The sequence below is a fragment of the Streptomyces sp. KR55 genome (assembly GCF_052245645.1).
GTDB lineage: Bacteria > Actinomycetota > Actinomycetes > Streptomycetales > Streptomycetaceae > Streptomyces > Streptomyces flavusporus.
Window position 1 is genome coordinate 25,452 of the sequence record NZ_JBQQCE010000034.1, and the last position, 10,958, is coordinate 36,409.

The following is a 10,958-nucleotide window of genomic DNA, read 5'->3' on the forward strand; positions in this document are numbered from 1 at the left end:
AGTCGTGCGCCGCCGCACCGGCTGCGCTCGCCGACGGTTCCGGACTCGTTGCCTGTCGGTGAAATGCCTGCTCATGCGCACGTCCCGGGGCTCGGAGCGGCGTAGAGTGAAAGCACCAGGAGTACTTCGCACACCGGCCGACCATGTCGGTGTCGTTCCCGGCGAGCAACAACACCGGCCTCCAAGAGGAGGTCCGGGGACAGGTCCGCGTCATGACCGCGACCATCGAACCTACGTTCATCAAAGAGCGTCTGCCTTCGGCGTCGGCCCGGCTGTCCCTGGCCCCGACCGGCTCGGTTCCAGGTCTTCTGGACGGTGCCTGGTGGCCCCGCTCCCGTGATCTCCTCCGGGAGATTCCCACTCTGACAGACGCGCTGGACGCGTGCTGGGGCCGGATCACCCACGTCACCGTGAACCCGACCCACTGGCCCGTCATCCCGCGCAAGGTCCCCGTCACGGGGCACACGGTGCATGTCGGCTGGTTCGCCGCCGAGCAGGACCCGAACAAAGTGATCCTCCTCTCCTACACGGTAGGCCGCCTGGACCTGCTGGTGATCCCTCCGGAGACGGAGCCGGCCGCCGCCGCCCGGCTGATGGCAGCAGCAACCGTTCCGGGAGGTATCCGCACTGCCAGCGGTCTGATGGCCGATGAGGCCATCAGCCACGAGGCGACAGATGCTCAAAGCCGGGAAGAGGAATGGGAGACCGACGGCGGAGCCGCTTCGACGGTCGGAGCCGCGATCGGGATCTTCAGTTCCGCCCTGAGGAGGTGAGGGCGTGGAGACCGCCGTCACCGTCGCCGTGATCGTCTTCGTGATCATCGCGGGCATGTTTCTGATCCACCGGCTCAACGCGCAGCATGACGAAAGGATCGGAGCGTTCCACTACAGCAATGCCCTACCGGGAATCGGTCGGCGGACCCGTAAGAGCCCACGTGCCACCGTGCCGAAGGGCCCTCCTGCCGACGCCACACGCCGTGAGCACCGAGAGGGGAGCCGCTGATGACGCAGACCTGCTTCCAGCCAGGGGTGGGTGTGGGGCGACGGCCGTCACACCCACCGGCATGTCACCCCTGATGCACGTCGTCCTGAATGAGCAAGGGGTCACCATGAAGTCACCGGAACTGCCGTCGGCCGGGCACGCGGAGGTCCGTATCGTCGCCGCGGACCCGGAGGCGGCTCGCCATGTCGCGGAGACCCTCCGCCGTTGTTTCGCCGCCACCGAAACGCGCAGCTACCCCACAGACCCCGACGGCGGAACACGCCTCCACCTCACCGTGGACACCACGCGCATGGCGGAGCCGGTGCGCTCCTGGCTGTTGACCAGCCAGTCCTCCCGGGACGATCACACACAGCCGGACGAAATCTGAGGAGGATGCCCCTCAGCGAGGAAGGAGGACACCGCCCCAGACGTACGGGTTTCCGTCAGTGCCGGCACGAGAGGCAGGCGACCATGGCGACGCTGCACGAGCGGGAGCACTACCGCGAGGCAATCATGAAGACCCTGTACAAGGCCGTCGAAGGCAATCGCCTCCTCGGCCTCACCGGGGAGCAGCTGCGCGAGAACCTCTCCATGCCCGAGGAGGACCTGGCCGCCGCCTGCACGTACCTGGCGGCCGAGGGACTGATCCAGGTCGACTGGGCGCGAGGAAACACACCCACGATGGTCACACTGACACACAAGGGGATCCAACTCATGGAGACCGAGGAGAAGGACAGTGATTGACACGGCCCAGGCCGCCCTTCAGGGCTCCGACCGGTCACTACGGCCATGTCCTCCCATATGACTGAAATGGCCTACCGGGCATACCATGGTGAGTGGGCCGGTGCACTCTCACGTGCAACGACCCGGAAGGGCGGCCCCGGTGTGTATACGCCGGGGCCGTTGTGCGTCATCAGCGCGCCGTCTACGCGGACGGCGGCTGGCCCGCCGCTGATGCCGGGAGGCTGACGTGGTGCTGTTTCTTCTGCTGCTCATCGTGGCGGTTGCGCTCGGCGTCATCGGTGCGCTAGGCAGGGACACGCTCTACCTGCTGATCATCGGAGTGATGGTGCTCATCGCCGACCTTGTCCTCCTCAGAACGCGGATGGGGCGCAGCCGCAGGCCCCGCGTCCGGTAGGGCGGCCCGGCCAGCCACCCGACCTGCCCTTCTGCGTGGGGTAGCACCGCCGTCTCCTGGGCAATGCTCGTCATCGCTCATATGCCACTTGCCTGAGCGATGTCGGGCACTCGCCGTTGGCGTGAAGGAAGAGGCACGACAGGCGCCTGGGACGCGCTGGCGGCTCAAGACACCAGGCGGGTTGCCACGCCGGACACCGTCACCATCACCCAGGCCCTCGTCACCGAGTCCATCCACGGTGTCTTCTCCGGCGAGTTCGATACGACCGTCGAGCGGTGGGTACCGGCCCATGCGGCTCTGAACTGGGCGAACATGACCGCGCCAGCCTTCAGCCTCTTCGACTGGGAGGACTGGGGTAACACGCCGCTGGGGCTGGACTCGGCCTCACTGTGGGCGAGTTCCCTTGCTGTCCCGGCTCTGGCCGATCGCGTGCGGCACGAACGCCGGTCCGACTTCGAGAGCCGGGACGGCAAGCTGATGACGTTGTTCGTCTGCTCGAAGATCCTCAGACCGTACGCGCACCCGGAGGACCCCCGGCTGGAGCCCGCGCAGCGCATGGCCGAGCACGTCATCAAGGAGCTTCAGGCGGGCTGCCCGCGCTATCGGTCTCGAAGGAGACACCAGTACTCCTGGATGGTCCGCTCCTCGATCTCGCCGGCCAGGGCGCCGACGAGATCGCCCAAATGTGCGGGTTCATCGGTGCCCACGGCGACGGAGTCGGCCCACGAAGCAGCTGCCGTCCTGCCCCCGCAACCGCCACAAGCACGGGGGCACTGATCACGACCGCACGGACAGCCTGGGGGCAAGCAGCTCCAGCACTTCCTCCCAGCGGTAGCGGTCGGCCCCGCCGCCGGCCTTCGGCCGGTGGGGCTCATACGAGCCGATCAGGACGCCCATCTCGCGCAGCCGGTCCAGGCTCTGGCGGTATGCGGGGTGGGCGGCCTGGGCTGAGTTCAAGTACGGCAGCACGGCGACCGGGATGTCCATGGCGGGTGCTTCGCACAGGACGCCCAGGGCGAGATTGTCGGAGATCCCGGAGGCCCACTTGTTGACGGTGTTGAAGGAGGCCGGGGCGACCGCGATGGCATCCGCAGGCCGGGGCGGGCGCGGTTCACCCGGTGACCGCCACGCCGAGCGGATGGGGCGGCCGGTCCGGGCCTCGACCGCCTCCACGTCAAGGAAGCCGAGTCCTTGCGGGGTGGCGATGACGCCGACGTCCCAGTGCCGCTCCTGTGCTGCGGTGATCAGCCGGCCGACGTCTGCGGCGACCCCGGCCGCACAGACCACGATCTGTAGGAACGGCTTGTCGGGCTGATCACTCACGCGGGCACTCCCAGTTGGCGGCTGAAGTGGTGCAGCTCGGGCAATGCACGGCGGCGGTCACGGGCTGCCATGTCGGCGACCAGTTCGCGTACGGCCGGGCGGCGGACATCCTGTGCCGCGCAGCTCTCGGCGATGCGCAGGGCCTGGTAGCCGTCGGCGAGTCTGCCCTGCTGACTGTAGGCGCGCGCGGCCTCCACCCACAGCGCGGCCCGGCGCTCGGGGACAGGAATGTGCCGCCGCATGAGCGGCCGTGCGGTTTCCAGGGCGATGCCGGCGTCACCGAAGGAGACGGCCGCGCTGACCTCGTGCAGTGCAACGTTGGTGGGGCTGAAGTTCGCCCATGCGTCCGGCCGGCCGAAGGCGACGTAGCGCGCCACCTCCTTCGCCTCGGTGAGGAAGCTCTGGGTGGTGTCGCGGTCGCCGTTTCTGCTGGCGGCGGTCGCCCCGCGGAGCAACAGCAGACCGACCGCTGCCAGGTACCGGGGCGAGCGCTGGTCGTAGAGGCCGGTGAGCTGACCGGCGGTGTGGCGGACCATGTTCACGGCCTGGGCGGTGTGCTTCTCCCGCACGAGGACGTGGGCGTGAACGCGGACACTGGCGGCGAGGACGACAGGATCCCCGGCCCGCTCCGCCTCGGCCATGGCCCGACCGGCCGCGAGCCAGGCGTTGCCCTGATCGGCTCGCTTCAGCAGCAGGCTCACGGACGTCTGGTAGGCGGTCGCGAGCAGCCCGGACACCTCCGCCGAGCCGGATGAGCCTCCGGCGGCCTGCCGCAGGTCGGCGATCAGGCCCGGCAGGGTCTGCTCCAGTTCGGTGTAGTCGCACGTGCAGAACATCCGGCGTACAGCCCGTGCCCGATCCCGCAGCTCATCGATGCCCAAGGGCTGTCCGGTGACAACAGGGCTCGTGCCCGGCAGCAGGACTTGGATCAGGTCGTGATGCGCTGTGGTCGACGACGGCGGTGGAGCCGCGAGCGCGGCGACGCTCGCGGCAAGGAAGGTACGGCGGTGCATCTCCTCTGTTCCGGGGTCGGCTGGGCTGGCGTCAGAAGCGGCGGCGAGGCCGAGACGGTGCGGCGGAATGTCCAGCACCTGCGCGATCGCGCAGCACGCGCACGTCCTCCGTACCCCTGCCGCTCTCCAAGCGGCTGACTTTCGACTGGTGATACCCCGGTGCGGCGGCAACGTCCTTCTGCGAGCGCCGCTGTAACACGCGTGCCTGACGGATCACTTCGCCGATCCGTCTCGCTTCACTCTGTGCGCCGGCCATCTGTGCCACGGCCCCTCCTGCCGTCGCCGATCCTGCCTGCTCAACCGAGCGTAACCGAGCGGCAATTGACCGCGATGCAGCTCCTGCATAAGTGATGCAGCCCCGGCACACGGCGTGGTCCCGCTTGCCCTTGGAGCGGTTGCGTGGAGTAGCCGCACCGATCCAGGAGGCCGCTCATGGAAGCGCATCAGATCCGTTTTTCCGTTCCCGGCACACCCGCTGCCGCGAGGTCCGCGCGGCAGCGGGTGTGCCGGGAACGGGATACGGGCCTGGGATGCCTCCTTCGATCAGGAACTGCTGGAGACAGCGGAGCTGGTCGCCACCGAGTTGCTGGCGAACGCGGTACAGCACGGGGCCACGGGCCGATCTCGGCCGGCGCCCGCCTGAACGACGAACGTCTGCTGATTGAGGTGACCGATGCCAGCTCCAAGGTCCCACGGGCCGGGCTGCCGGACGCGGAGGAAGAGGGCGGGCGCGGCGTGTTCCTCGTCGCCGCCCTCGCGGATCGCCACGGTATCGACCCGCTGCCGTCCGGCAAGCGGTGCTGGGCCGAGTACAAGGTCGGCGGCCCGGACCAGCCCACACAACGCCTTCCCTTGCAAAGGAGTTGACGGTTGACAGCCGTACGGATCCCCCCAGTCGCCGCCGAAGTAGTCGCCATCCGGCCCGGCACCCCCCTTGCCGGCTCCGTGGCTGTCGACGGGTCCAAGAAACCACCCCTGATGGCCCTGGCCCTCACCCGCTCCGGCACGCACCTCTTCTCCGACACCATCAACCCCGGCCGCCACGGCAACCTACTGCCCCAATTCGCCCGCCTCGGCGCCGAGATCCACGAACTGTCGCCCATCAAGTGCTGCCTCACTGGTCCGCAGCAGCTGACCGGCGCCGGAGTGGAGACCGCCAACCCTTGACCGACGTCCGCAACGCCTTCCGCGCGCTCGCCTTCGGCTGAGGCACGGGCCGTCACGACCCGATCCGGAACGGGCTGTTCGCCGAGGTTCCGTGGTTCGGAACGGAGCTGCGGTGCCGTTCCATTGAAGCCGAAGGATCCGGAGGAATCGGTCAAGTCCCCTCGCCACGCGAATCATCTCGGGCGACTTCGACACCACGGCCATCCCGGCACCCGCACCGGTCCGGCCCGAGGACCGTCTCGGCTGCCCCGCTCTCACATCTCCGGCGCTGCTCGGTCGGTGCCGGTGTCGATGAGGATCTGTTCGGCCGGCATCACGTTGTCGGCGCGGACGGCCTCGGCCATCGCGGCACGGGCCGCGCCGAGTGTCGCGTGCGGCGGGACCACGAGGAGGGAGAAGTGGTCCTGATCGCCCCGGGTGATGAGGACGGTGTCGTCGAGGAGTCGATGTGCACGATGCGGTCATCGATGACCAGCCTCGTCGGCAGTCCTTCCCAGGCACCGGCGTCCAGGCCGACGCGCGTGACCGGCCCGAGGTACTCGGTCAGCGCGGCGATCAGGGCGGGGAGCTCCGCGGCGATGTCCCGGGAACGCGGCTGCCACGCCCCGTCGAGAACACCCCGGCGGTCGTGCGTCGTCTCCAGCCGTACGACAGCCGTCCCGGGCTGCACGGCCTGGTGGACGGCGTCCGGCAGGAGCCTGATCACACGCGGGGAGCCGGAGTCGGACGCCGGAGTAGGGTGAAAGATCCAGTCCGCCAATCTGTGCCCACACAACGAGGTCGCCATGCAGCCCACGGCAACACCCCCGGACGGGCACGCCGAGGTCAGCATCGTCGCCGCCTCCCCCGAGGTCGCCCGTCGCGTCGCGGAGGTTCTCCGCCACTGCTTCGCCGCCACCGAGCAGCGCAGCTATCCCGCGGACACCGAGGGAGGGACCCGCCTCCAGCTCACCGTGGACACCACCCGCCCGGCAGAACCGGCACGGTCCTGGCTGGAGACCAGCCGCTCCGCGGAGGACGCCCGCCGCCGGAAGTGAGCCGACGTCCAGGAGCGGTCCGTCCGGCCTCTTCGGGGAGTAGCGTGAACTCATCGGGAGCACTTCGCACACCGGCCTCGATGCCGGTGTCGTTCCCGGTGAGCGACGACACCGGGCGGCCGCGCCTCGCGCAGGGGTCCGGAGACAGGTTTGCGTGATGTCCGCGACCACCCCTCACCCCCCGCTACGGGCCGTTCCCTTCCGGGCCCCGACCGCACGCCTCGCGCTGAAATCCGAGAGCCCTTCACCAGGGCACGTCGAGTTGGACGGCGCCTGGTGGCCTCGTTCACGTGACCTGGCACACGAACTCTCCGCTCTGGCGGACGTGCTGGATCCGCTGTGGGGGCGGATCACCCGTATCGCGGTCAACCCCCGCCACTGGCCGATCCTCCCACCCAGGATCTTCGTCAACGGCCATGTGGTGAAGATCGGTTGGTTCACCTCTGAGTTGGATCCGCACGGGATCTTTCTGCTGTCCTACACCGCGGGCCGCTGAGACCTTATGGTGATCCCCCCGGAGACCAGTGCCCCCTCGGCCGCCCGGCTGATGGCCGCTGCGAGTGCGGACACCGGTCCGCCGATGACCGCGACCGCGCTCATCACGGCGGAACGGGCCCGCCACGGAGGCCCGGAGGCCGGGAAGGACGGGAGCGGCGGTGCTTTCTCGTCACACGGCCGGAATCAGCAGCGCGCTGTGGGGATGTGACCGGCACGCAGAACGCATCGGCCGCCGCGGCCGGGCAGTGCGTGGCGGGTCCAGTCACACGTGATCGCCTGCGGCGGCTGCCGTGAGCGGTTCCGCGGCCTCCTCGGTCGTATCCGGAGGTACGACCAGCAGGTCCTGCTCGCCCCCGACCGGGGGCGAGCAGGACGATGGTGTGCGGGGCGGATGCCGCCACGGTCCTGCGCAGCCGTACGACCTGGTTGAAGACGAGCATCCGGCCGGGCACAGCGGACCACATCGCCCCGTTGACGGTGACGCTGGTGATGTGGCCCCACGCGCGCGGCAACCCGGCGAGCAGCCGGGGGAGTTCGGCGAGCAGGTCGTACGAACGGGGCCACCACGCTCCGTCGATGGGCCGGGGCATGCCGCTGTGGGGGGCCACGCGCAGGCGAAGAAGGGGATGGGAGGGAGGCGGGGGTTGCAGTGCGGTGGTCATGGAAGCTCCTGTCAACTGCCGTGCGACAGAGGAGGTGAGTGGTCGGTGTCAGACGCGGCGAGCGGCGACGCGGTCCGCAGTGGGCCAGCGCACGTCGTGCACCCAGCCGAGGCGTTCGAGGAGGCGGATGACGGCGGCGGAGGGGTCGAGCTGGCCGCGGTCGACGCCGTGGCGGGCGCTGGTGGGGTCGGCGTGGTGGAGGTTGTGCCAGCTCTCGCCGAACGACAGCAGGGCGAGGGGCCACAGGTTGGTGGCCCGGTCGTGGCGCCGGGTGCGGAACGGCCGCTCACCGATCATGTGACAGAGTGAGTTCACGCTCCAGGTGACGTGGTGGAGCAGCGCGATGCGCACAAGTCCCGCCCACAGCAGGGCGGTTACGCCGTACACCCACGTACCGCCGATGACCCAGCCCGCCGCGAACGGCAGGGCGAGCGTGAGGACGCACAGCGCCGGAAAGGCGCGGGCGACGGCACGGATGTCGCGGTCGGCAAGGAGGTCGGGGGCGTACCGGTCGGCGGGTGTGCGGTCGTTGCGGAACAGCCAGCCGACATGAGCGTGCAGCAGCCCGCGCAACTGGCCGCGCAGATGCGTGCCGTAGCGGTACGGGGAGTGCGGATCGCCTGGCCGGTCAGTGAAGGCGTGATGGCGGCGGTGAGTGGCGACCCAGCCGATGACGTCGCCCTGGAAACTCATCGAACCGGCCACCGCGAGCGCGATCCGCACGGGACGCACGGCCCGGTAGCCGCCGTGGGTGAGGCCGCGGTGGAAGCCGACCGTGACGCCGAGACCCGTGATCGTGTAGAGGACGAGGGCGAGCACGATGTCGGCGGGATGGATGAGACTCCCCCACAGCAGCCAGCCTGCGAGGCCGATCGCCACGAACGGCAGCACGACGATCACCGCCGTCACCGTGACGTACAGCCGCTCACCGCCATTGCGCGCGGGCGCCGGGCCGTCCGGCGGGAAGGGGGACGTCCCGTCGTAGCCCTGGGGCGGCGGGACGGTGTCCGACGGTGTGACCGTCGTGGAGGTGTTCGGACTGAGTGGCATACGTGGCTCCTCGGCCTGGATGCGGATGGCGCGGCCGGGGTCACGGGCTGCCCCTGTGATGGGATTCGCGAGGACGGGGCCGGTTCGGACACCGGCATACGAAAAGCCCTCGCTTCCTCCACCGTACTCCCGCACGCTCCGAAACGAGGCGGGCCGGGTCGCGTGCCACCGCGTTGACACGGACCGTCGCCGGACGTTGACTGGCGGCACGGTGCAGGGCGATGCCACTCCGGAACACACGGCGAAGCATTCCGCCTTCCCGCCTCGCCCAGACCCCGCGGGAACTCACCTACCGGACAACAGTAAGGCCAGCCATGACCGTTTCACGGACCATCAGGAACAAGGCGCAGATGATGAAGGGCAGGATCACGGAAGAGCTCGGCCGGGTCACCCGCAACGGGCGACTGCAGCGCCGGGGCAGGATCGACCGGGTCTCCGGAAGCCTGACACAGGCCGTCGAGAAGACCAAGGACGCCTTGAGGCGGAACGGAAGCGGCACCCGATGATGTACGACCAGGCACGCGCCCAGCAGCCCGCGGGCCGAACCCCGGGCCCCGCCGAGCGCCGCAGCCCGGGCCCGGATCCGCTGTTCCCGTCGGATGAACAGGACAAGATCGTCCAGCGTCTCCGGCACGCCCTCAACACCTTCGCCGACACCCCGCGCGAGGCGCTGGAAGAGGCCGAGAGCGCCTACGACGAAGCCACCACCCAGCTCGTGAACGCCCTTGCGGAACGGCGGCGTGTCCTGCGCGCCGGCTGGCAGGACCGGGATCCCGAGACAGGGTCCGACGAACTCCGGCTCGCGCTGAGGCAGTACCGGGAGATCACCCAGCGACTGCTCCACATCTAGGCGGCCACTACTCCGCGCTGCGGCGGAGCGCGGAGTAGTGTGGACAGTACCGAGGGCATTTCGCACGCCGGTTTCCACGCTGGGTCGTTCTCGGCGAACGATGAAACCCGGGCCGCCGCAGAGGCGGCCCGGAGACGGGTCCGCATCATGTCGGCGACCTTGTACCCATCCCCGCCGCACCACGAGTCCGTCGCAGCCCCGGCCGCGCGTCTCGCATTGAAGACCGACGGCACGTCCCGCGGACTCCTGGACGGTGCCTGGTGGCCCCGCTCCCGGGATCTGCTGAGCGAACTGCCCACACTGACCGACGTGTTGGACCCCTTGTGGGGCCGCATCACCCGCATCGCCGTCAACCCGAAGTACTGGCCGGTCATCCCCCGCAAGGTTCCCGTGGACGGCCACATCGTCAAGGTCGGCTGGTTCACCCCGGAAATCGACCCGCACAAGCTGCTGCTGCTCTCCTACGGCACCGGACGCTGGGACCTGCTGGTCATCCCGCCCGAAACCGGGGCGGAGTCGGCGGCCCGGCTGATGGCTGCCGCGTCCGACTACGACGGCCCGCCACTGACGGCGAGCGCGCTCATCGCCGCGGACGAGGCCCGGCACGGCGTCTCCGCGACCGACGAGCCACTGGACCCGGACGAGTCATGGGAGTACGAAGGCGGCGCCTCCGCGGTGTCCGCAGCCGTTCCGGAGCAGACCGGTCCGCCCGGTCGGGCCAGTCGCCTGATCATCGGTATGTGAGGTGGCCGCCATGAACGCCTTCCTGACAGCCGCCGCCTTCGTGGTTCTCATCGCAGCAGCGGCATACGTGATCCACCAGCTCAACCTCCAGCACGCCGACAGAATCGCCGTGCACCGGTACAGCGCCCCCCTGCCCGGCCGCCGCGGCCGCGGCACGCCGCAGCCCCCGGTGGGACCGGACCGGTCCGAGTCGCCGACCACTCGCGAACGGCGGGACCACCGCGACGGGGGCCGCGGCCGCTTTCCGCCGCGCCGCCGCCGCAGCCGTACCACTCACCACAGGTGACCAGCCGGTTCCCGTCACCGGGCCATCGACTGTGCGAGGAGCGGCCGGGGCCCCATGAACCGAGGCATCATGGCTCTTCCGCAGGTCAACTACTCGGCCCCTAAAGGACCGAGCTTGTTGGCTCAGCCCTTGTAGGGCTCCGTTTATGCTCCCGACTGCCCCCTACGACAGGGCGGTCACGGGTCACATCTACCGGTCCCGGCTATGTC

At 69.6% G+C, this 10,958-nt stretch carries 14 protein-coding genes and 5 pseudogenes; 14 read left to right on the forward strand and 5 right to left on the reverse strand.

Annotated elements, in window-relative coordinates:
- The first annotated feature begins 212 nt into the window (after positions 1-212).
- The 6 genes and pseudogenes from ACTWQJ_RS07765 to ACTWQJ_RS07790 form a co-directional block, all read left to right on the forward strand.
- A complete protein-coding gene (locus ACTWQJ_RS07765) occupies positions 213-773 on the forward strand; it encodes a DUF5994 family protein (protein ID WP_443305880.1) in 561 nt (186 codons plus the stop codon).
- A gap of 4 nt (positions 774-777) precedes the next feature.
- Entirely contained in the window at positions 778-1,002 is a 225-nt protein-coding gene (locus ACTWQJ_RS07770; protein ID WP_443305881.1) for a hypothetical protein, read from the forward strand.
- 106 nt (positions 1,003-1,108) lie between these two features.
- Positions 1,109-1,369, forward strand: coding sequence for a hypothetical protein (locus ACTWQJ_RS07775; RefSeq protein ID WP_443305882.1), 261 nt, complete (start codon positions 1,109-1,111; stop codon positions 1,367-1,369).
- 83 nt (positions 1,370-1,452) lie between these two features.
- Positions 1,453-1,725, forward strand: coding sequence for a hypothetical protein (locus ACTWQJ_RS07780; protein WP_443305883.1), 273 nt, complete (start codon positions 1,453-1,455; stop codon positions 1,723-1,725).
- Between the two features lie 226 nt (positions 1,726-1,951).
- Positions 1,952-2,119, forward strand: coding sequence for a hypothetical protein (locus tag ACTWQJ_RS07785; RefSeq protein ID WP_385787349.1), 168 nt, complete (start codon positions 1,952-1,954; stop codon positions 2,117-2,119).
- Positions 2,120-2,269: 150 nt separating this feature from the next.
- Positions 2,270-2,707 (forward strand): annotated as a pseudogene (locus ACTWQJ_RS07790) (hypothetical protein); the annotation flags it as partial.
- A gap of 189 nt (positions 2,708-2,896) precedes the next feature.
- On the opposite strand, the gene ACTWQJ_RS07795 reads toward ACTWQJ_RS07790, so the two are convergent.
- Both ACTWQJ_RS07795 and ACTWQJ_RS07800 read right to left on the reverse strand, forming a co-directional pair.
- Positions 2,897-3,442 carry a flavoprotein gene (locus tag ACTWQJ_RS07795; RefSeq protein WP_443305884.1) on the reverse strand — a complete coding sequence of 182 codons (546 nt, stop codon included), beginning with the start codon at positions 3,440-3,442 and terminating at the stop codon, positions 2,897-2,899.
- Positions 3,439-4,711 (reverse strand): annotated as a pseudogene (locus ACTWQJ_RS07800) (helix-turn-helix domain-containing protein). Before ACTWQJ_RS07800 ends, ACTWQJ_RS07795 begins: the two are co-directional and overlap by 4 nt.
- 176 nt (positions 4,712-4,887) lie before the next feature.
- Here ACTWQJ_RS07800 and ACTWQJ_RS07805 point away from each other — a divergent pair.
- Together ACTWQJ_RS07805 and ACTWQJ_RS07810 are read left to right on the forward strand one after the other, a co-directional pair.
- Positions 4,888-5,322 (forward strand): annotated as a pseudogene (locus ACTWQJ_RS07805) (ATP-binding protein).
- A gap of 96 nt (positions 5,323-5,418) precedes the next feature.
- Positions 5,419-5,616: pseudogene (locus tag ACTWQJ_RS07810) on the forward strand (UDP-N-acetylglucosamine 1-carboxyvinyltransferase); the annotation flags it as partial.
- A gap of 260 nt (positions 5,617-5,876) precedes the next feature.
- Here ACTWQJ_RS07810 and ACTWQJ_RS07815 read toward each other — a convergent pair.
- Positions 5,877-6,454: pseudogene (locus ACTWQJ_RS07815) on the reverse strand (DUF5994 family protein).
- Here ACTWQJ_RS07815 and ACTWQJ_RS07820 point away from each other — a divergent pair.
- Positions 6,408-6,659, forward strand: a complete 252-nt coding sequence (locus ACTWQJ_RS07820) for a hypothetical protein (protein WP_443305885.1) — start codon at positions 6,408-6,410, stop codon at positions 6,657-6,659. The pseudogene ACTWQJ_RS07815 and the gene ACTWQJ_RS07820 overlap by 47 nt on opposite strands.
- Positions 6,660-6,816: 157 nt before the next feature.
- Positions 6,817-7,155: a DUF5994 family protein gene (locus tag ACTWQJ_RS07825; protein ID WP_443305886.1), complete on the forward strand. Its 339-nt coding sequence runs from the start codon at positions 6,817-6,819 to the stop codon at positions 7,153-7,155.
- Positions 7,156-7,258: 103 nt separating this feature from the next.
- On the opposite strand, the gene ACTWQJ_RS07830 is transcribed toward ACTWQJ_RS07825, so the two are convergent.
- Positions 7,259-7,819, reverse strand: coding sequence for a DUF5994 family protein (locus ACTWQJ_RS07830; RefSeq protein ID WP_443305887.1), 561 nt, complete (start codon positions 7,817-7,819; stop codon positions 7,259-7,261).
- Between the two features lie 48 nt (positions 7,820-7,867).
- Positions 7,868-8,869, reverse strand: a complete 1,002-nt coding sequence (locus ACTWQJ_RS07835; protein ID WP_443305888.1) for an acyl-CoA desaturase — start codon at positions 8,867-8,869, stop codon at positions 7,868-7,870.
- A 314-nt stretch (positions 8,870-9,183) separates the two neighbouring features.
- Here ACTWQJ_RS07835 and ACTWQJ_RS07840 point away from each other — a divergent pair, with 314 nt between their 5' ends.
- The 4 genes from ACTWQJ_RS07840 to ACTWQJ_RS07855 are packed head-to-tail and all read left to right on the forward strand — an operon-like array spanning position 9,184 to position 10,749.
- Positions 9,184-9,375, forward strand: coding sequence for a CsbD family protein (locus ACTWQJ_RS07840; protein WP_224734180.1), 192 nt, complete (start codon positions 9,184-9,186; stop codon positions 9,373-9,375).
- Positions 9,372-9,719: a hypothetical protein gene (locus ACTWQJ_RS07845; RefSeq protein WP_224734181.1), complete on the forward strand. Its 348-nt coding sequence runs from the start codon at positions 9,372-9,374 to the stop codon at positions 9,717-9,719. The genes ACTWQJ_RS07840 and ACTWQJ_RS07845 overlap by 4 nt, the downstream gene beginning before the upstream one ends.
- 39 nt (positions 9,720-9,758) lie before the next feature.
- Positions 9,759-10,463: a DUF5994 family protein gene (locus ACTWQJ_RS07850; RefSeq protein ID WP_385787374.1), complete on the forward strand. Its 705-nt coding sequence runs from the start codon at positions 9,759-9,761 to the stop codon at positions 10,461-10,463.
- 10 nt (positions 10,464-10,473) lie between these two features.
- Entirely contained in the window at positions 10,474-10,749 is a 276-nt protein-coding gene (locus tag ACTWQJ_RS07855) for a hypothetical protein (protein WP_443305889.1), read from the forward strand.
- Positions 10,750-10,958 lie beyond the last annotated feature (209 nt).

Coding starts and splice junctions, on each gene's coding strand:
- ACTWQJ_RS07765 (WP_443305880.1), top strand. CDS start 213: ATGACCGCGACCATCGAACCTACGTTCATCAAAGAGCGTCTGCCTTCG.
- ACTWQJ_RS07775 (WP_443305882.1), top strand. CDS start 1,109: ATGAAGTCACCGGAACTGCCGTCGGCCGGGCACGCGGAGGTCCGTATC.
- ACTWQJ_RS07780 (WP_443305883.1), top strand. CDS start 1,453: ATGGCGACGCTGCACGAGCGGGAGCACTACCGCGAGGCAATCATGAAG.
- ACTWQJ_RS07820 (WP_443305885.1), top strand. CDS start 6,408: ATGCAGCCCACGGCAACACCCCCGGACGGGCACGCCGAGGTCAGCATC.
- ACTWQJ_RS07825 (WP_443305886.1), top strand. CDS start 6,817: ATGTCCGCGACCACCCCTCACCCCCCGCTACGGGCCGTTCCCTTCCGG.
- ACTWQJ_RS07830 (WP_443305887.1), bottom strand. CDS start 7,819: ATGACCACCGCACTGCAACCCCCGCCTCCCTCCCATCCCCTTCTTCGC.
- ACTWQJ_RS07835 (WP_443305888.1), bottom strand. CDS start 8,869: ATGCCACTCAGTCCGAACACCTCCACGACGGTCACACCGTCGGACACC.
- ACTWQJ_RS07840 (WP_224734180.1), top strand. CDS start 9,184: ATGACCGTTTCACGGACCATCAGGAACAAGGCGCAGATGATGAAGGGC.
- ACTWQJ_RS07845 (WP_224734181.1), top strand. CDS start 9,372: ATGATGTACGACCAGGCACGCGCCCAGCAGCCCGCGGGCCGAACCCCG.
- ACTWQJ_RS07855 (WP_443305889.1), top strand. CDS start 10,474: ATGAACGCCTTCCTGACAGCCGCCGCCTTCGTGGTTCTCATCGCAGCA.